Annotated in this window: 15 protein-coding genes; 14 read left to right on the top strand and 1 reads right to left on the bottom strand. The window is 71.4% G+C overall.

Annotated features, from left to right (window positions below):
* The first annotated feature begins 68 nt into the window (after positions 1-68).
* From ACEN8D_RS08990 to ACEN8D_RS08930, 13 genes are all read left to right on the top strand, one after another.
* Entirely contained in the window at positions 69-1,556 is a 1,488-nt protein-coding gene (locus ACEN8D_RS08990; protein ID WP_309778283.1) for a sugar transferase, read from the top strand.
* A 205-nt stretch (positions 1,557-1,761) separates the two neighbouring features.
* Entirely contained in the window at positions 1,762-2,037 is a 276-nt protein-coding gene (gene tatA / locus ACEN8D_RS08985) for a twin-arginine translocase TatA/TatE family subunit (protein WP_413398862.1), read from the top strand.
* A 130-nt stretch (positions 2,038-2,167) separates the two neighbouring features.
* The gene (locus ACEN8D_RS08980; RefSeq protein WP_413398863.1) at positions 2,168-3,586 is read left to right on the top strand and encodes an MFS transporter; all 1,419 of its coding nucleotides are present in this window, start codon (positions 2,168-2,170) and stop codon (positions 3,584-3,586) included.
* 48 nt (positions 3,587-3,634) lie between these two features.
* Positions 3,635-5,803 carry an ATP-dependent Clp protease ATP-binding subunit gene (locus tag ACEN8D_RS08975; protein WP_083403134.1) on the top strand — a complete coding sequence of 723 codons (2,169 nt, stop codon included), beginning with the start codon at positions 3,635-3,637 and terminating at the stop codon, positions 5,801-5,803.
* Positions 5,804-5,886: 83 nt separating this feature from the next.
* Positions 5,887-6,441, top strand: coding sequence for a DUF2231 domain-containing protein (locus ACEN8D_RS08970; RefSeq protein WP_309778289.1), 555 nt, complete (start codon positions 5,887-5,889; stop codon positions 6,439-6,441).
* Positions 6,442-6,640: 199 nt separating this feature from the next.
* The gene (locus ACEN8D_RS08965) at positions 6,641-7,966 is read left to right on the top strand and encodes a sugar ABC transporter substrate-binding protein (RefSeq protein ID WP_413399693.1); all 1,326 of its coding nucleotides are present in this window, start codon (positions 6,641-6,643) and stop codon (positions 7,964-7,966) included.
* A gap of 4 nt (positions 7,967-7,970) precedes the next feature.
* Positions 7,971-8,981, top strand: coding sequence for a carbohydrate ABC transporter permease (locus ACEN8D_RS08960; RefSeq protein ID WP_309887060.1), 1,011 nt, complete (start codon positions 7,971-7,973; stop codon positions 8,979-8,981).
* A gap of 131 nt (positions 8,982-9,112) precedes the next feature.
* On the top strand, positions 9,113-9,916 hold the full coding sequence (locus ACEN8D_RS08955) for a carbohydrate ABC transporter permease (RefSeq protein WP_254791852.1): 804 nt from the start codon (positions 9,113-9,115) through the stop codon (positions 9,914-9,916).
* 364 nt (positions 9,917-10,280) lie between these two features.
* Positions 10,281-11,069: a DeoR/GlpR family DNA-binding transcription regulator gene (locus tag ACEN8D_RS08950; protein ID WP_309778292.1), complete on the top strand. Its 789-nt coding sequence runs from the start codon at positions 10,281-10,283 to the stop codon at positions 11,067-11,069.
* Positions 11,066-12,088, top strand: a complete 1,023-nt coding sequence (locus ACEN8D_RS08945; RefSeq protein ID WP_495601239.1) for a 1-phosphofructokinase family hexose kinase — start codon at positions 11,066-11,068, stop codon at positions 12,086-12,088. The genes ACEN8D_RS08950 and ACEN8D_RS08945 overlap by 4 nt, the downstream gene beginning before the upstream one ends.
* Before the next feature lie 68 nt (positions 12,089-12,156).
* Positions 12,157-14,304: a PTS fructose transporter subunit IIABC gene (locus tag ACEN8D_RS08940; RefSeq protein ID WP_413461849.1), complete on the top strand. Its 2,148-nt coding sequence runs from the start codon at positions 12,157-12,159 to the stop codon at positions 14,302-14,304.
* 102 nt (positions 14,305-14,406) lie between these two features.
* Positions 14,407-15,258 carry a hypothetical protein gene (locus ACEN8D_RS08935; protein ID WP_413400279.1) on the top strand — a complete coding sequence of 284 codons (852 nt, stop codon included), beginning with the start codon at positions 14,407-14,409 and terminating at the stop codon, positions 15,256-15,258.
* Positions 15,259-15,273: 15 nt separating this feature from the next.
* Positions 15,274-15,963, top strand: coding sequence for a hypothetical protein (locus ACEN8D_RS08930; protein ID WP_495601238.1), 690 nt, complete (start codon positions 15,274-15,276; stop codon positions 15,961-15,963).
* 46 nt (positions 15,964-16,009) lie between these two features.
* Here the strand turns inward: ACEN8D_RS08930 and ACEN8D_RS08925 are convergent, their stop codons facing one another.
* The gene (locus ACEN8D_RS08925) at positions 16,010-17,722 is read right to left on the bottom strand and encodes a beta-N-acetylhexosaminidase (protein ID WP_413399966.1); all 1,713 of its coding nucleotides are present in this window, start codon (positions 17,720-17,722) and stop codon (positions 16,010-16,012) included.
* A 36-nt stretch (positions 17,723-17,758) separates the two neighbouring features.
* On the opposite strand from ACEN8D_RS08925, the gene ACEN8D_RS08920 reads away from it, so the two are divergent.
* Complete coding sequence (locus ACEN8D_RS08920) at positions 17,759-18,901, top strand: ROK family transcriptional regulator (protein WP_495601237.1); 1,143 nt, start codon at positions 17,759-17,761, stop codon at positions 18,899-18,901.
* Positions 18,902-18,942: the final 41 nt, after the last annotated feature.

Here is an 18,942-nt window from a genome sequence, read left to right as displayed (position 1 = left end):
CGTCGTCCCGGATGACGGCGGCACCCGGTCGGTCCTTCCCCGGCCGGTGGCCGACAGGAGGGCTCCCGATGTCACTCGCGATGCGACCGCTGAGCGCGGTGTCCCGTTCCGTCGAGGTCGTCGGGCGTCCGACCCGTAGCCGGACCCGTCGCAGTCGTGCGACGGGCTTCGGCCTGGCCGGGCTCGACCTGGGGTTGTTGCTCGTCGCGTTCGCCGTCGCCCACGTGGTCCGGTTCCCTGGTGAGCTCCCGGCGGGTTCGAGCGCTGCCGGGTGGACCGAGTTCGTGGTCGCCCCCGTGATGATCGTGGCCTGGATGGTCCTGCTCACGGTGTCCCGCAGCCGCGACCCACGCATCGTCGGTGTCGGCGGCGACGAGTTCCGGCGACTCATCACCGCGAGTCTGGTCACCGTCGCGACGGTGGCCGGGGTCGCGTACGCCGTCCAGGTCGACCTCGCCCGTGGCTACGTCGCCATCGCGTTCCCGCTCGGGCTGCTCCTCCTCGCGATCGGTCGGAAGGCCGTCCGGACCGTGCTCGCTCGACGTCGCTGCCGGGGCGAGGGGCTGCAGGACGTCCTACTCGTCGGCGACCTCGACGACGTGACCTACGTCGGGCGGCGCATCGCGGCCACCCCCGCGGCGGGGTACCGCGTCCGGGCGGTCATCTCCGACTGCGTCCGCGCCGGGTCCCGGGTGCCGCTCGGGGACACGAGCGTCCCGGTGATCGACGGGGTCGACGCCGTCCTCGACCGGGCCCAGAGCGAACCGGTGGCCGCCGTGGTGGTCGCCGGCGCGATCCGGGGCGGGCACGAGCGACTCCGGCGGCTCGGGTGGCAACTGGAAGCGCACGGCGTCGAACTCGTGGTGTCCTCGCCGCTGGCGGACATCGCCGCCGGCCGGGTGCACGAGCGACCCGTCGACGGCCTGCCGCTCATGCACGTCGAGACGCCCGACTACCGGCGGCGGATCGGCAAGCGGACGCTCGACGTCCTCGGTGCCGGCATCGGTCTGCTGCTCCTCGCGCCGGTGTTCGCCGTCATCGCCCTGGTCATCCGCGCGGATGACCGAGGCCCCGTGTTCTTCCGCCAGACCCGCGTGGGGCGCGACGGGCGGGAGTTCCCGATCCTCAAGTTCCGGACGATGTGTGTCGACGCCGAAGCCCGGATGGCCGCGCTCGAGCAGGAGAACGAGGGCGCGGGGCCGCTCTTCAAGATGAAGCACGACCCGCGCATCACCCGGGTCGGTGCGTTCCTGCGTCGGACGTCCCTCGACGAGCTGCCGCAGCTGTGGAACGTCCTGACCGGTTCGATGAGCCTGGTGGGCCCCCGACCCGCCCTCCCGCGCGAGGTCGCCCTGTACGAGGACTTCGCTGACCGCCGGCTGCTCGTGACCCCGGGCATCACCGGGCTCTGGCAGGTGAGCGGCCGCTCGGACCTCGACTGGGCCGACGGTGTCCGGCTCGACCTGCACTACGTCGAGAACTGGTCCTTCGTCCACGACGTCGTCATCCTCGCCCGGACCATCCCGTCCGTGCTGCGCTCCCGAGGCGCCTACTGACCCGGTCGCGCCTGACCCGCGACCGGCACGCGCACCCCCCGGCTGCAACGGCAGTCCGGGGGTGCTGCCTGTGCGAACGGTGTCCGTTCGGGTGCCCGGCCTGGGTTTCCCGACCGGTGCGAGTTACGATGGGTGCACGACGGACTTCCGCCGCACGCGTCGACGGTGACTCGGAGACGGCGACCAGATCCAGATTCAAGGAGTCATGATGCTCGGAAACCTCGGTGGCGTACACCTGCTGATCATTCTCGGAATCGTCATCCTGCTGTTCGGTGCGACCAAGCTCCCGGCACTCGCCAAGGGCCTCGGGCAGTCGATCAACATCTTCAAGAAGGAGATGGGCGAGGATGACAAGAAGAAGCCGGGTACCGACGCTGGCGTGCAGACCACGACGGTGACGAACACCGCGGCCGAGCCGACTCCGCAGCCGGTCGTCAACCCCGGCCCGTCGGTCCAGCCGAACTCGGACTCCAGGAACTAGGACCCCAGCCCCGTCCTGTCGGCAGCCCCCGCGACCCCATCGGTCGCGGGGGCTTCGTCGTGTCCGGCGAGTTGTCCACAGGTGCTCCCCGGGGCAGGCGGGACCGCGCGCGGTGGCGGAGGATGGGCACATGACGACCCCAGCCCCGGCGGCCACGGCCCCGCTCCGTGACGACCGCCGTGTCGTGCTCGTCGTCGCGATCCTGTCGTCCTTTGTCGTGGGACTCGACTCGAGCGTCGTGAACGTGGCGCTCCCCGCCATCCGCGACGAACTCGGCGGGGGGCTGGTCGTACAGCAGTGGACGGTGGACGCGTACCTCGTGACGCTCGGTTCGCTCATCCTCGTGGCCGGCAGTCTGTCCGACCTGTTCGGCCGCGTCCGCATCATCACGTGGGGCCTCGTGGTCTTCGGGATCGCCTCGATCGTGTGCGCGATCGCCCCCACGGGCGAGGTCCTCATCGTCGCCCGGGCGCTGCAGGGCGTCGGTGGTGCGCTCGTGACCCCGAGTGCCCTCGCGCTCATCGTGGCGGCGTTCCGCGGTGCGGCCCAGGCGAAGGCGATCGGCACGTGGACGGCGTGGTCGAGCGCGGCGACGATCCTCGGTCCGGTCGTCGGCGGCCTCGTCGTGGACGGCGTCGGCTGGCGGTGGATCTTCGTGCTGACGGCCGTGCCGATCGCGGTGACGATCCCGCTCGTGTCGCGGATCTCGGCGGACGTCCGGGTGGGGCCGCGGGCGCACGTGGACGTGGTCGGCGCCGTGCTGGCGGTCGTGGGCGTCGGTGGTGTCGTCCTCGGCTTGATCGAGCAGGAGCGTCTCGGGTGGGGCGCGCCGGTCGTCCTCGCCGCGCTGGTGCTCGGCGGGGCCGCGCTCGTGGCGTTCGTGCCGTGGGAGCTCCGCGTCACCCGCAGGCACGGTGCACCCCTGGTCCCGCTCGAGCTCTTCCGTGCGCGGAACTTCACCGTCGGCAACCTCGCGACGCTGTCGATCTACGGGGCCCTCGGGATGGTGTTCTTCGTCGTGACGCTGTTCCTGCAAGAGGTCTGGCGGTTCCCGGCCTGGCTCGCCGGCCTCGCGACGCTGCCCCCGACCGTGATGCTCCTGCTCCTCTCCACCACGGTCGGGTCGCTGGCCGACCGCTGGGGTCCGCGGTGGTTCATGGCCGCCGGTCCTGCGATCGCCGCGGTCGGGGCGCTCCTGCTGCTCTTCGCCGGTGACGAGCCGATCGGATACTGGTGGTCGGTGCTCCCCGGTCTGGTGCTCGTCGGAGCGGGGATCGCGTTGATGGTGACGCCGCTGACGAGTGCGGTCCTCGGGTCGGTCCCGCAGTCGGAGGCGGGTGCGGGCTCGGCCGTCAACAACGCGATCGCGCGGATCGCCGGGCTCGTCATGGTCGCGCTCGCCGGGATCGTCCTCGGCGGTGCCGTGAGCGTCGAGGGACTGCACCGCGCGATGGTCGTGATGGCGCTGCTGCTCCTCGCCGGCGCACTCGTGAGTGCCGTCGGCATCCGGAACCCGCGGCGGGAATCTCCCGCTGCGAACGCAAGTTGAGTGGAGTAGACTCAACTACAGGACCACCGCAACGAAAGGACGGAACGCATGGCGAACCTCCAGGGCGCTCCTGACTCGCAAGAGCGACAGAAGACCGCCCTCGAGCAGTACGGCGTCGACCTCACGGCGATCGCCCGCAACGGCAAGCTCGACCCGGTGATCGGGCGGGACGCCGAGATCCGACGCGTCTCCCAGGTGCTGACGCGTCGCACCAAGAACAACCCCGTGCTCATCGGGGAACCCGGCGTCGGCAAGACGGCCGTCGTCGAAGGACTCGCCCAGCGGATCGTCGCGGGTGACGTCGCCGACTCCCTCAAGGACAAGCGGCTCGTGTCGCTCGACATGTCCGCCCTCATCGCCGGCGCGAAGTACCGCGGCGAGTTCGAGGAGCGGCTCAAGGCCGTGCTCAAGGAGATCAACGACTCCGACGGGCAGGTCATCACGTTCATCGACGAGCTGCACACGCTCATGGGCGCCGGTGGGGGCGAAGGCTCCGTGGCCGCGTCGAACATGCTCAAGCCGATGCTCGCGCGCGGAGAGCTCCGACTCATCGGCGCGACGACGCTCGACGAGTACCGCGAGTACATCGAGAAGGACGCCGCCCTCGAACGGCGCTTCCAGCAGGTCTTCGTGGGGGAGCCCAGCGTCGAGGACACCGTGGCGATCCTCCGCGGCCTGAAGGAGCGCTACGAGGCGCACCACAAGGTCACGATCAACGACTCAGCGCTCGTGGCCGCGTCGAGCCTGTCGAACCGGTACATCTCCGGTCGGCAGCTGCCCGACAAGGCGATCGACCTCATCGACGAAGCCGCGAGCCGGCTCCGGATGGAGATCGACTCGAGCCCGGTCGAGATCGACGAGCTCAAGCGCACCGTGGACCGGTTGCGCGTCGAGGAGTTCGCGCTGAAGCAGGAGAAGGACGACGCGTCGAAGGCCCGGCTGGAGACGCTGCGGGCCGAGCTCGCGAGCCGCGAGACCCTGCTCGGCGAACTCGAGCAGCGGTGGCAGGCCGAACGCGCCAGCCTCAACCGCATCGGTGAACTCAAGCAGCAGCTCGACGACCTCAACATGCGCTCCCAGCGGGCACAGCGCGAGGCCGACTACGAACTCGTGTCGCGCATCGAGTACAGCGAGAAGCCCCGGATCGAGGCCGAGCTCGCCGCCGCCGAACAAGCCGAGCAGGCCGACCGGATGGTGAACGACAGCGTCACCGACGAGGACATCGCCGCCGTGATCGCGCAGTGGACGGGCATCCCCCTCGGGCGCCTGCTGCAGGGCGAGACCGAGAAGCTCCTGCACCTCGAGAACGAACTCGGCCGTCGGATCATCGGGCAGCGCTCCGCCGTCTCGACCGTGTCGGAAGCGGTCCGTCGCACCCGCGCGGGCATCTCCGACCCGGACCGTCCGACGGGCTCGTTCCTGTTCCTCGGCCCCACCGGCGTCGGCAAGACCGAGCTGGCCAAGGCGCTCGCCGAGTTCCTGTTCGACGACGAGAAGGCACTCGTCCGGATCGACATGAGCGAGTACGGCGAGAAGCACTCGGTCGCGCGGCTCATCGGCGCCCCGCCCGGGTACGTCGGCTACGAGGCCGGCGGGCAGCTCACCGAGACCGTCCGGCGTCGCCCGTACTCCGTGGTGCTGCTCGACGAGATCGAGAAGGCCCACCCCGAGGTCTTCGACGTGCTCCTGCAGGTCCTCGACGACGGCCGCCTGACCGACGGTCAGGGCCGGACGGTGGACTTCCGGAACACGATCCTCATCCTGACGTCGAACCTCGGGTCGCAGTTCATGACCGACCAGTCGATCACCGACGTGCAGCGCGAGGAGGCTGTCCGCGAGCTCGTCCAGCAGGCCTTCCGGCCCGAGTTCATCAACCGACTCGACGACATCGTCGTGTTCCAGGCGCTCACGCAAGAGGACCTCGGCCAGATCGTGTCGCTCTACGTCGACCGGCTCGCACGCCGGCTGACCGACCGCCGACTGGAGCTGGCCGTCACCCCGGACGCCCGTGCCTGGCTCGCCGAGCGCGGGTACGACCCGGTGTACGGAGCGCGTCCGCTCCGCCGGCTCATGCAGCGGCAGATCGACGACCGGTTGGCGCGGGCGATCCTCGCCGGTGACGTGCGTGACGGGGACACCGTCCGCGTCGACGTCGCCGCAGGCGGCGACGAGCTGACGGTGGAGCCGTTCGAACTCGCGGAGATCGTCGAGGAGTAGGCGGCGCACTGGACGTGACGACCTGGAGGGGCGGTGCCGGTTCCTGGGACCGGCACCGCGCCTCCAGGCCTACGGTCCAGGGCATGCCTGAGATCCGAGCGTTCCGTCGCCTCACCGACGCCGTCGAGCACGCGAGCGTGCTCGACAAGGCCGTCGACATCGATCGTTCCGTGGTGAACGCCCTCGCGAAGCCGAAGGCACTGCGCCAGCTGCTCCACGGCGTGCCGTTCGGGCACCCGCTGCACCCGCTCATGGTGCAGGTGCCGCTCGGTGCGTGGATCTCGGCGGCGGTGCTCGACCTGATCGGCGGGAAGGGGAACGCGCGGGCGGCGAAGACCCTCGTCGGTGTGGGGCTGGTGTCGTCGGGCAGCGCCTCGGTGGCCGGCTACGTCGACTGGTCGGAGCTCGATCGTGCGCAACTCCGCACCGGTTGGGTGCACCAGGCCGTGAACTGGGTGGGCATCTCGCTGTACGGGCTGTCGTGGATGCAACGGAAGTCCGGGAACCACGGGGCAGGCAAGCTCCTCGGGTTCGCGGGGCTCGCGGTCGTCGGCGTCGGCGGGTACCTCGGTGGGCACCTGGCCTACCGGCAGCGTGCGGGTGTGAGCCAGCACGGCGAGGTGCCGTTCGACGCCTGAGCGTGGGTGCTGATCATGCCTGGTCATGACCAGTTCGTCAAGCGCCGTCGATCATCCGTTCCACATCCGTGATCCCCCGGAAACATGCGGATCGCGATTGTCCACAGCCTGCCGATTCGTGGTTGACATCCCCGCGTGATGGGTCTTTACTCACCATTACGCAACGTCCTTTCATAAAGGTCGGACCAAGGGAGTCAACGTGACACGCACGCGTTTCGCCGCACTCGGTGCGCTCGCCCTCGCAGGCGCGCTCGCCCTCACCGGGTGCTCCGCCGGAAGCAACGGAGCTTCCGACGGCGGCACGAAGTCCATCGGCACACCCGATGGCAAGGGCAAGACCCTCACCGTCTGGATCATGAACGGCGACCTCAGCCCGAAGATCCTCGACGTCGCCGAGAAGCAGTTCACCAAGGCCACCGGTGCCAAGGTGAAGCTGCAGCTCCAGCAGTGGGACGGCATCACCACGAAGCTCACCACGGCCCTCGCGCAGAAGGACGCGCCGGACGTGGTCGACCTCGGCAACACGCAGGTGCCGGTGTACGCGGCGACGGGTGGCCTGATGGACCTCTCGCCGTACAAGGACGAGCTGGCCGACGGGCAGACGTGGCTCTCCGGGCTCGAGGGCCCGGCGACCGTGGACGGCAAGCTGTACGGCGCCCCGCTCTTCGCCGGCAACCGCGCGGTGATCTACAACAAGAAGATGTGGGCGGACGCCGGGGTGACCGACGTCCCGAAGTCCTACGACGGGCTCACGGCCGACCTCGACAAGGTCAAGGCGAAGAACCCGCAGGCGGACTTCTCGGCGTTCTACATGCCGGGGCAGTACTGGTACGGCGGGCTGCAGTGGGTGTGGGACGCCGGTGGGCAGATCGCCACCGAGAAGGACGGCAAGTGGAAGGGCGCGATCGACTCCGCCGACGCCGTGAAGGGCCTCACCGCGTGGAAGGACTTCCAGAACTCGTACTCGGCGAAGTCCACGCAGGACATCAACACCGACAAGCCGGCCGAGTCCGACGTCTTCGCGCAGGGCAACACCTCGGCGATCCTCGGGTCCGCGTGGGAGATCGGTTCGATCACCACGGCGAAGCCCGAGCTCAAGGACCAGATCGGCACGTTCGCGATGCCGTCGAGCACGGCGGGCAAGACGCAGCCGGTGTTCCTCGGTGGCTCGGACCTCGGCATCCCGTCGAAGTCCGCCAACCAGGACCTCGCGCTGTACTACACGAAGATCCTGACCTCGAAGAAGTTCCAGCAGGACCAGGTGTTCGGGGTCGACGGCTGGGAGCCGAACTCCACGCAGCTGCTCGACGCGGTCGCCGGTGACGTGGACGAGCTCCACAAGCCGTACTTCGAGGCGGCTTCCACGAGCCGTCCGACGCCGGCGACCCCGGGCTGGGCGACGATCGAGGGCGACTCGACGTTCCAGACGATGTTCGCGGACGTCGCCACCGGTCGGAAGACGCCGAAGCAGGCAGCCGAGGGCTTCTCGGAGCACCTCACGACCGCGCTCAACGCGCAGCAGTAGTTCGATGACCTCCACTGCGGAGCGGGTCCCCGGTTCGGCGCAGGCCGAGCCGGGGACCCGGCGTGGGTCGACGGGGCGTCGCGGTCCCACCGGGCCGGGCGGTCGCGCAGGGCGTCGATCGCTCACCTCGTCACGAGCGCCGCTGGTCCTGCTCGCACCGGCTGCGCTGCTGCTCCTCGCGCTCGTCGTCTACCCGCTCGTCCGCCTGGTGGCCATCTCCTTCCAGGACTACGGGCTGCGGGCGATCTTCACCGGGCAGGCCGGGTTCGCCGGCTTCACGAACTACACGAACGTCCTCACCGACGCCAGCTTCTGGCCGGTCATGCTGCGCACCGTGCTCGTCACCGGCGCGATGGTGATCGGGACCATCGGCATCGGCATGGCGGTGTCCCAGCTGTTGACCCGGCTCGGTGTCGTCATGCGCACGGTCGTGAGCGTCGTGCTCGTGCTGGCGTGGGCGATGCCGAACGTCGCGTCGAGCCTGGTCTGGCAGTGGCTCTTCCAGCCCTTCTACGGCGTGCTCAACTGGCTCATCACCCAGCTCGGGGTGTTCGGCGACCACACGCAGGACAACTGGGCGTCGAGTCCCGGGCAGGCACTGACGATCGTGCTCTCGCTCGTGATCTGGCAGGCGGTGCCGTTCGTCGCGCTGACGCTGTACGCCGCGCAGTCCCAGATCGCGCCCGAGTACTACGAGGCCGGGGCGCTCGACGGGGCATCCGCGTGGGCGATGTACCGCTCGATCACCCTGCCGGCGCTCGTGCCGACGCTGCTGCTCGTGACGATCCTCTCGGTGATCTGGGACTTCAACGTCTTCAACCAGATCTGGCTGCTCACCAAGGGCGGGCCCGAGGACACCACGCTCACCCTCGGCATCTGGACGTTCGTGAAGTCCTTCGTGTCGAACGCGTACGGGCAGGGCGCGGCGATCGCCGTCATCTCGACGCTGATCCTCGGGGCGCTCACCAGCTACTACATCCGCCGGCTGGTCCGGAGCGGGGAGGAAGACCTGTGACGACGACGACCACCCCCGGTGTCACCGGGGCGACCGCTTCCGAGGCGCAACCCGACGTGACGGGGGCAGGCCGCGCCTCCCGGCCCGGTCCGATCGCGCCGGTGCGTGCGCGCCGACGCAAGCCACGGGTCGTGGCGAACACGATCGCGGTGGTCTTCTGCCTGGTCTGGGTGTTCCCGATCTACTGGATGGTGAACACGGCGTTCAAGCCGTCGGACGAGGTGACGACCCTCACGCCGATCTGGCTGCCGTTGCGGCCGACGCTCGAGAACTTCACGCGGGCGCTGACGCAGGACGGGTTCCTCGTGTACCTGCGGAACTCGGCGATCGTGGTCGTGGCGGCCGTGCTGCTGTCCATCGTCGTCGGGTTCCTGGCGTCGGCGGCGCTGTCGCGCTTCCGGTTCCGTGGGCGGCGGGCGATCCTCGTGGCGATCCTCTTCGTGCAGATGATCCCGTCGGGTGCTCTGCTCATCCCGCTGTTCCTGTCGTTCCAGTCGCTCGGGCTGCTCAACAGCTACATCGGGCTGATCCTCGCCTACGTCGCGAGCGTGCTGCCGTTCTCGATCTGGGTCATGCGCGGGTTCTTCGTCGCGGTGCCGGTCGAGATCGAGGAAGCCGCGAAGGTCGACGGTGCGGGGACGTTCCGGATCCTGTGGAGCGTGCTGTTCCCGCTGGTGATGCCGGGGGTCATCGCCACGAGTGTGTTCGCGTTCATCGCTGCGTGGAACGACTACCTGACGGCCTACGTGATGCTCAAGGACCAGGGGATGTACACGCTGCCGGTGTGGCTCGCGGGGTTCTCGACGAACAAGGGGACGGACTTCGGCGGGCTCATGGCGGCGAGTGTGCTGTTCTCGATCCCGGTGGTGGTGTTCTTCCTCATCGTGCAGCGGCGGCTCGTGAGCGGGATGACCGCGGGGGCCGTCAAGGGCTGACGCGCTCCGACTTCCGGGACGACCGTGCCCCGACCTGCTCCGGCGGGTCGGGGCGTCGTCGTGTCCGGGGTGTGTGTCGGGCGCGCGGGTGGGGCGATGCCGAGGTCGCACGACCTGCCGTCTGCGTTCTGCCGAGGTCGCACGACGTGCCGTTCGGGGGCGTGCGGGCGGCAGTTCGTGCGACCTCGGCCGTGGGTGGGACCGGCCTGGGCGGGCTGCGGGACCGGGCGGGCGGGACCGGGCGGACCGGGCGGAGGTGGGCCCGCCGACCTGCGGCCGTGTTGGTTCCGGCACGGAACGGTTGCGTTTGTGTGGCATCCGGACGTACTCTTCTCGAAACCCACGGGAACGAAGGAGTTCGGGCATGTACGCAACCGAGCGGCACGACGCGATCGCAGCAGCGTTGCAGGACGCCGGCCGCGTGTCCGTGGCCGACCTCGCCGAGCACTTCGACGTCACGACCGAGACCGTCCGCCGTGACCTCGACGCCCTCGAGTCCGCCGGCCTCCTGCGCCGCGTGCACGGGGGAGCGGTCCCGGTCGGACGATCGAGCGTCGTCGAGCTCACCGTCGCCGAGCGCGAGGGGCAGCACAACTCCGCCAAGTCCGCCATCGCCCGGGCCGCGATGCGACTGGTCCCGCCGACCTTCACCGGCTCGATCGCCCTCGACGCCGGCACCACCTGCGCCGCGGTCGCCGCCGAGCTCGCCCGGTGGGAACCCGCGACGGCCGGGGCGACCCTCACGGTCATCACGAACTCGGTCCCGATCGCCGCGACCCTGCAGCACAGCGAGCACGTCGAACTGCACCTGCTCGGCGGCCGCGTCCGCGGGGTGACGAGCGCCGCCGTCGGGACGGCCACGGTCGAGCAGATCGGCGCGCTGCGTCCGGACATCGCCTTCGTGGGGACGAACGGCCTGTCCGCGGGCTTCGGCCTGAGCACACCGGACGAGTACGAGGCGGCGGTGAAGGGGGCGTACGTGCTCGCGGCCCGGCGCAGCGTGGTGCTCGCGGACGCGGCGAAGCACGGGGTCGAGGCGCTCATGCGGTTCGCCCGGCTCGACGAGATCGACACGATCGTCACCGACGAGGAGCCGCCGGCCGACCTCGCCGGAGCGCTCGCCGAAGCCGACGTCGAGGTGGTCGTCGCATGACCACGAACACGAACACGACACGCAGCACCACGAGCACCCGCATCGTCACCGTCACCCCGAACCCGAGCCTCGACCGCACGATCGAGCTCGCCGGCGAACTCCAGCGCGGCGCCGTCCAGCGCGCCACCCGCTCCACGGCCGAGCCCGGCGGCAAGGGCGTCAACGTCTCCCGGGTCGTCGTCGCGAGCGGCGGCGACACCGTGGCGGTGCTGCCCGGCGACGAGCTCGACCCGGTGCTGCTCGGCCTCGCGACGCGCGGGATCCCGACCGCGGCACTCCCGATCGGTGCGCCGCTCCGCTCGAACGTCACGGTGACCGAGCCGACCGGCACGACGACGAAGCTCAACGAGCCCGGTCCGTCGCTCGCGGGTCGCCTCGAGGACCTCGCGGCCCTCGTCGCCGACACCGCCGGTGCCACCGCGACCGGACCCGTCGCACGCTGGGTGGTCCTCGCCGGCTCCCTGCCCCCGGGGTTGCCGGACGACGCCCTCGCGGTCCTCGTCCGAGCCGTCCGGCAGCGCCACGGCGACGACGTCCGGATCGCGGTCGACTCCTCGGGCGTCCCCTTCACCGCGCTGCTGCAGTCGGGCGAGCGGATCGACCTCGTGAAGCCGAACGCCGAGGAGCTCGCCGAGGTCGTTGGCGGCGACCCGGACGAGTTCGAGCGGGACGTCGACGCGGCAGCGATCGCGGCGCAGCGCCTCCGCGACAAGAACGTCGGCACCGTGCTCCTGACGCTCGGCAGCGCCGGAGCCGTCCTCGTGACGGAGGACGGGAGCTACGCGGCCGCAGCACCCCGGATCGTGGCGCGCTCGACCGTCGGCGCGGGGGACTCCTCCCTCGCCGGCTACCTGCTCGCCGAGGTCGCCGGGCAGTCGCCCGAGCAGCGCCTCGCCCAGGCCGTCGCCACCGGAGCGGCAGCCGCTGCCCTCCCCGGCAGCGACGTCCCCGCCCTCGACCACACCGACCCGTCGGGCATCGAGGTCCGAGCGCTCGAGCGAGCGCCCGAACCCGCCTGACCCACCCCCGCACACACACTCAACCCCGCAGCACCCGCGCCCCCAGCGCCATTGCAAAGGAGCAACCCATGTCCGTCAACACGAGTCCACGCCTCATCAGCGTCCAGCTCGTCGGTCTCGACGAGGACCTCGGCGCCACCTCGAGCGACGTCATCCGCGTCCTCGCCGACCGCGTCGCCGCCACCGGCCGCGCGGCGGACGGGGCGTCCCTCGCCGCTGACGCGATCAAGCGCGAGGCCAGCGTCGGCACCGGCGTCCCCGGTGGCATCGCGATCCCGCACGCCCGGTCCGCGTCGGTCTCCGAGCCGACCCTGGCGATGAGCCGCCTCGCCCGGACGGTGTCGTTCGGCGCCCCGGACGGCGACGCCGACATCGTCTTCATGATCGCCGTGCCCGAGGGGGCCGACAAGGACCACCTCACGGTCCTCTCGACCCTGGCCCGTGCGCTCATCCGCGAGGACTTCACCGCCGCCCTCCGCGCCGCCGCCACCCCGCAGGAGATCGTGGACCTCGTCGACCGCGAGGTGAGCGGCGAGGTCGCGCAGGCCGGCGTCGGCACCGCGAGCAGCGCCTCCAGTGCGACCGCCACCGGCCAGGAGGCGCGACCCGCCGCCGCCACGCACGCCGCGGACGGCGACGCGGCCGGGTCCACCGCCGGAGCACGCAAGGTGCTCGTCGGCGTCACCGCGTGCCCGACCGGCATCGCGCACACCTACATGGCAGCCGACGCCCTCGTCGCCGCGGCCCAGCGCGCGGGTGCCGAGATGCACATCGAGACGCAGGGGTCCTCGCAGGTCGAGCCGCTCGACCCGGCCCTCATCGCCCGCGCCGACGCCGTCGTCTTCGCGGTCGACGTGGACGTCCGCGACCGCGGCCGCTTCGCCGGCAAGCCCCTCGTGGCCGGCCCGGTCAAGCGCGGTGTCGACGAGCCGGACAAGATGATCGCCGAGGCCCTCCGAGCCGCCGACGACCCCAACGCCGCACGCGTGCACGGCAACACCGCCGAGGCCGGCTCGAGCACCGCCAAGGACGAGCACTTCGGGCAGGCGCTCAAGCGCTGGCTGCTCACGGGTGTGAGCTACATGATCCCGTTCGTCGCGGGCGGCGGGCTCCTCATCGCGCTCGGCTTCCTGCTCGCCGGCTACGGCATCGCGCTGACCCACGGTGACTCGGGGCAGAACAACGCGGTCTACACGCTGACGAACTACACGCTCCTGAACCTGCCGCCGGAGGGTCTGGCGTACTACCTCGGTGCCGCCGCGTTCCAGATCGGTGGCGTGTCGCTCGGGTTCCTGGTGGCGGCGCTCGCCGGGTACATCGCCTACGCCATGGCCGACCGACCCGGCATCGCGCCCGGCTTCGTCGCCGGTTCCATCGCCGTCTTCATGAACGCCGGGTTCCTCGGTGGTCTGATCGGTGGCCTCATCGCCGGCGCCGCCGCCTACTGGATCGGCCGCATCCCGACCTGGCGGTGGCTGCGTGGTCTGATGCCCGTCGTCATCATCCCGCTGTTCGCGTCGATCATCGCCTCGGGGCTCATGCTGCTCGTGCTCGGCGGTCCCATCGCCTGGCTGATGACCCAGCTGACCGAGTTCCTCAACTCGCTGTCCGGTGCCTCGGCGATCCTGCTCGGCATCATCCTCGGCCTGATGATGGCGTTCGACCTCGGTGGCCCGGTCAACAAGGTGGCGTACGCGTTCGCGGTCGCCGGCCTCGGCGCCGGATCCGCGACGAACGTCGTCCCGTTCGAGATCATGGCGGCCGTGATGGCCGCGGGCATGGTCCCGCCGCTGGCCCTGGCGCTCGCCTCGACCGTGCTCTACCGCAAGGGGTTCACGAAGCCCGAGCGCGAGAACGGCAAGGCCGCCTGGCTGCTCGGAGCGTCCTTCATCTCCGAGGGCGCGATCCCGTTCGCCGCCGCCGACCCGCTGCGCGTCATCCCGGCGTCGATGGTCGGGGCCGCGGTGACGGGTGCGATCTCGATGGCGGCCGGTGTGACCTCGCGGGCGCCGCACGGTGGGATCTTCGTGTTCTTCGCCATCGGCGACGTCGCGATGTTCATCGTCGCGATCCTCGCGGGCACCGTGGTGTCGGCGCTCGTGCTCGTCGGGCTGAAGAAGTGGGTGCGGCGTCGTCCGGTCGACGAGGCCGCCGCGGGCAGCGAGGCCGCGGTCGCGGCCGAGACCGTCGGTCAGCGCGCGCCGGTCGCCGCGTAGCCGACGTCACGACGGACGGGAGGCACGGTGCCAGCTGGCACCGTGCCTCCCGTCCGTCACGGCCCAGTACGCTGGTCGGCGCCCCAGAGACGAACGGATCCGATGCGAGCAGCAGCCGCCCCTGACGCGCCGCCGCGCGACGGTGGCTCCCGTGCCGGTGGTCGCCCGGAGCGGGTCGGCGCCGTCGGGGTGTTCGTCCTCGCGGTGGTCCTCGCCTGGTCGCGGATGCCGGCAGCGGTGCGCGACGTGCTGTGGGCCGAGGACGGTCGGACGTTCCTCGGCGAGGGCGTGCAGTACGGCACGCTCGGGACGCTCACCCGCAGCTACGCGGGGTACCTGCACCAGTACCCGCGGATCGTGGCGGGCATCGTGCAGCACGTGCTGCCGGTCGAGGGCTGGGCGACCGGCATCGCGTTCGGTGCCGTGGTCGGGACGGGCCTCGTCGCGACGGTGGTCTTCGTCTGCACCCGGGACCTGACCGCGCGACTGACGCCGGCCGCCGCGCTCGCCGCCCGGGTGGGGATCGCGCTCGCGGTGGTGCTCGTCCCGATCGCGACGAACGAGGTCCTCGGCAACCTGGCGAACGTGCACGCGTACTTCCTCTGGATGATGCCGTTCGTGCTCCTGTACCGGCCGCGCAGCTGGTGGTCGAGTGTCGCGTTGGCCGCCATGACCCTGCTCGGCGCCCTGACCGAGACCCAGGCGATCGTGTTCGCGCCGCTGCTCGTCCTCGGGCTGCGGGCTCGTCGGACCTGGCCCGTCACGGCCGCCTTCCTCGTCGGAGCCGGTCTGCAGCTCGCCGTCTGGCTCGGCTCGGACCGGCACCGCGGACAGGTGGGGCGCGCGACGATCGACCTCGCGTCGCTCGTGGACGGGTTCGGGCTGAACGCCGGGATGTCGACCTTCCTCTCGCGGGCCGCGTCTGGCGAGGTCCTCGCGACCGTCGGACCCTAGGCGGGGCTGCTCTTCGTGGTGCCCTTCGTCGTCGCGTTCGTCTGGGTGCTCGTCCGCGGCGACCGCCCGCAGCGGACCCTCGCCGTCGTCCTCGCGCTGTCCGCCGTCGTGCTCTGGTGCGCCGCGGTCGTGCTCAACCCGAAGCCCGCCTACGCCTACGCCGGCATGTCGCCGGAGTTCCTCCGGTACGCGTGGGTGAGTCGGTACGGGATGTTCCCCGCCGCTGCCGGACTCGTGCTCGTCGTCCTGGCGCTCGTGACACCCCGGCGCCGGAGCCGCACGTCGGTCGACGCCGGGGCGGCGGAGCGGGTGTCCACCGATCCGTCGCGACGGTCGCTGCGTCCCCGGCCCACCGCGCGCCGTCCCACACTCGGCGTGGCCCTGCGGTCGACCGTGGCCGTGGCCCTGCTCGTGCTCGTGCTCGTGCAGTTCCGGCCGTGGGGGCCGGTCCTGCGCACCGACGGCCCGCGCTACACCGCCGCCGTGGCAGCCGCCCGCGAGGCCTGCCGGACGCTGCCGGCCGACCGCGCGATCCGGATCCGGAGCGCGCCGCAGACGCAGCAGGACACCCCGGGGCCACCGACGCGGCAGGAGCCCACCTCGTTCTGGAGCCTGTCGATGAGCTGCGCGGTCGTCACCGGGGCGAGGACCTCGGACGTCGGGCACGAGGTCGTGCAGGACCGTCCGGTGCCCACCTTCGGCTGAGCGACCACGCGGAAGGACGACGGACCGCCCCCGCGCGCCTGCTCGGCTACTCGGCGATGTTGGCCGTGACCGCGTCGATGTAGGCCGCACGCTCCTCGCGCGAGTGCGGCCGCCCCGGCACCCCCGGCCGCTGCTCCCAGGGGAACGGCCCGGCGTCGTGCCGGTACTCGATCCCCATCGCCTCGAGCCGAGCGAGGTGCTCGGCGAGCCGCCCCCGGAACTCGGCGACGTCGCGCGGCCCGGCGACGTCGGCCGACCAGAGCGCCTCGGCGAGGGCGGCGACCCGCGGGAAGAGCTGGTAGTCGAGCTTGCGGGCGGTGTCCACGTGCTCGGTCCACATGTTGCCCTGGCCACCGATCACGTGGGCGCGCTCGGCGTCGGTGAGGTCCGCCGGCACCGGGTCGAAGGCGAACACGTCGTCGACGGACAGGACGATCGACACCGGGATGGGCTCGGTCTCGAGGTCGCTCTGCCGGTAGTCGAGGTACACCTGGTCGTCCGGGGCGGAGATCACGTCGTGGCCCCGCTTCGCCGCGGTCCGGGCGCCGGTGAGCCCACGCCACGAGAGCACGGTCGCGGACTTCGAGAGCGTGCCGCCCTCGAGGATCTCGTCCCACCCGAACGCCCGCCGCCCGTGCGACTCGACGTGGGAGGCGAGCCGGCCGATGATCCACGCCTGGAGCTGCTCCTCGTCGTCGAGGCCGAGCTCGCGGATGCGTTCCTGCGTGCGGGGGTCGTCCTCCCACTGGACCTTGGGGCACTCGTCGCCGCCGACGCCGATGTACTCGGAGGGGAACAGTGCGATGACCTCGTCGAGGACGTCCTGGAAGAAGGCGATCGTGGACTCCTCGGCGTTGAGGACGTCCTCGGCGATGCCCCACTCCGTCCACACGTCGATCGGCTCGCCCGAGACGCCGAGCGACGGGTAGGCGGCGAGGGCGGCGCGGACGTGCCCGGGCGTCTCGATCTCGGGGACGACGGTGACGAACCGGTCGGCCGCGTAGGCGACGATCTCGCGGATGTCGTCCTGCGTGTAGTAGCCGCCGTGCGGACGGCCGTCGAACGCCGCCGGGTGCAGCACCCCGTCGGCGTCCGGCACGTGCGCCCCGACCTGCGACTCCTTCCGCCACGAGCCGACCTCGGTCAGGCGCGGGTACTTCCGGATCTCGATGCGCCACCCCTGGTCCTCGGTGAGGTGGAAGTGCAGTCGGTTGAGCCGGTGCGCGGCGAGCTGGTCGATCACCCGCATGACCTCGTGCTTGGTGCGGAAGTGCCGGGCGACGTCGAGCATGACGCCGCGCCAGGCGAACGCCGGGGCGTCCTCGACGGTGACCGCCGGGACCGTCCACGGACAGGTGCCGACCCGGCCCTTGCGGTAGACGTCGGCCGGTAGCGACTGCAGGAGCGCCTGGACGCCGTAGAAGACGCCCGCCGGACCCCCGCCGGTGATCTCGACCCGGTCGGCCGTGACCCGCAGTCGGAACGACTCGGAGCGGTCACCGGCCGGTCCGGCGGGGAGCGTGTCGTCGTCGGCGACACGGAGTGCGATCACGCCCGAGTGCGCGGTGTCGATCCCGGCCGCGTCGTCGGCGTCGCGCACCGGCAGCCCGGTCGACCCCCGCAGGGTCTGCTGCAGGTACAGTCGGACCGACTCGCTCGCGGCGTCTGCGGCGATGCGGGTCGACGGGGTGATCGCGAAGGCGCCGGCACCCGGTTCGGTGCGGCGCGGCCGTGGGATGAGCATGTCGGAGTCCACCATTCCTCAATGATCTTTCGTAATATGGAGGCTATGGCCGTGGACGAGACCGTGTCAACGCTTCCGAACGGTGTCGTCGGCAGCACACCGGGGATGCTCCGACTCATCAACTCGCGTGCGCTCCTCGCGGAGCTCTTCCGTGACGACGGCTCGCACACCGTCACCGAGCTCGGGCAGACCGTGGGCCTGTCGCGCCCCACGGTCGAGGCAGCGCTGGCCGACCTCGTCGACGAGGGGTGGGTCACCGAGGCCGAGGCGATCGCCACGCCGAACAAGGCGGGTCGCCGCGCGAAGCGTTTCCGCGCGGACGCCGGCGCCGGGTCGGTGCTCGGGGTCGACCTCGGGCTGCACGGCATCGTGGGGCTCCGCTCGGACCTCCGCGGTCGGCAGCTCGCCCGGGTCGAGGAGGTCTACACCGACCTCGCCTCCGCCGAGCAGGCGTGGGAGAGCGTCCAGGACGTCGTCCGTCGTCTGGTCGAGAGCACCGACCCGTCGCGGCTCCTCGCCGCCACCTTCGGGGTCCCGGCCGTCGTGGACCGTTCCGGTGAGATCGACTACACGGTCGCGGTCCCGCAGTGGGTCGAGCGACGGGTCCCCGGCCGGATCGGCGACCTGTTCCCCACGGCCACCACGTTCTTCGACAACGACGCCAAGCTCGCCGCCACCGCCGAGGCGATGTGGGGACGCTTCCGCGGCGTGCAGGACGGCCTGTACCTGGTGATGGGTCGCCAGATCGGCGCGGCCTACCTGGTCGACGGGTCCCTCGCACGCGGTGCGCGCGGGGCGGCCGGCGAGATGGGCGGCCTGGCGTCGACCGGCTGGCCCGGCGCACCCGCCCGACTGGAGGCGCGGATCGCCCCCGGTACGGACGTCGAGTCCGTCATGGCGTCGGCCGGGCAAGGCGACCCGGACGCCGCCGCGGCCGTGCGGGCGCTCGCCGCGGACGTCGCGCCCGGGGTCGTGCAGCTCATCGCGACGATCGACCCCGAGGTGGTCGTCGTCGGGGGCGAGGTCCTGCCGGCGGCCCCGGTGTTCTGCGAGGCACTGACCGAGATCGTCGCGCCGCAGCTCCGGCACCCCGTCGAGATCGTTCCCTCGACGGTCGGCCGCGACGCCGTGGCCCGCGGCGCCCTCGCCCGTTCCCTGACCCACGTCCGGACGACGCACATGGGACTCGGCTGACGTCCAGGCTGCGTGCCGGGTCCTGACAGGGCACTCAGGCA

The organism is Curtobacterium sp. Curtsp22 (genome assembly GCF_059492135.1).
The sequence above is the reverse complement of the archived record's forward strand: the minus strand, read 5'-3'. Positions and strand labels throughout refer to the sequence as shown.

What these genes read in the sequence shown, in the direction of transcription:
- ACEN8D_RS08935 (WP_413400279.1), top strand. Translation starts at nt 14,407, where the DNA reads ATGCGAGCAGCAGCCGCCCCTGACGCGCCGCCGCGCGACGGTGGCTCC.
- ACEN8D_RS08940 (WP_413461849.1), top strand. Translation starts at nt 12,157, where the DNA reads ATGTCCGTCAACACGAGTCCACGCCTCATCAGCGTCCAGCTCGTCGGT.
- ACEN8D_RS08925 (WP_413399966.1), bottom strand. Translation starts at nt 17,722, where the DNA reads ATGGTGGACTCCGACATGCTCATCCCACGGCCGCGCCGCACCGAACCG.
- ACEN8D_RS08945 (WP_495601239.1), top strand. Translation starts at nt 11,066, where the DNA reads ATGACCACGAACACGAACACGACACGCAGCACCACGAGCACCCGCATC.
- ACEN8D_RS08990 (WP_309778283.1), top strand. Translation starts at nt 69, where the DNA reads ATGTCACTCGCGATGCGACCGCTGAGCGCGGTGTCCCGTTCCGTCGAG.
- ACEN8D_RS08975 (WP_083403134.1), top strand. Translation starts at nt 3,635, where the DNA reads ATGGCGAACCTCCAGGGCGCTCCTGACTCGCAAGAGCGACAGAAGACC.
- ACEN8D_RS08950 (WP_309778292.1), top strand. Translation starts at nt 10,281, where the DNA reads ATGTACGCAACCGAGCGGCACGACGCGATCGCAGCAGCGTTGCAGGAC.
- ACEN8D_RS08960 (WP_309887060.1), top strand. Translation starts at nt 7,971, where the DNA reads ATGACCTCCACTGCGGAGCGGGTCCCCGGTTCGGCGCAGGCCGAGCCG.
- ACEN8D_RS08980 (WP_413398863.1), top strand. Translation starts at nt 2,168, where the DNA reads ATGACGACCCCAGCCCCGGCGGCCACGGCCCCGCTCCGTGACGACCGC.
- ACEN8D_RS08970 (WP_309778289.1), top strand. Translation starts at nt 5,887, where the DNA reads ATGCCTGAGATCCGAGCGTTCCGTCGCCTCACCGACGCCGTCGAGCAC.
- tatA (WP_413398862.1), top strand. Translation starts at nt 1,762, where the DNA reads ATGATGCTCGGAAACCTCGGTGGCGTACACCTGCTGATCATTCTCGGA.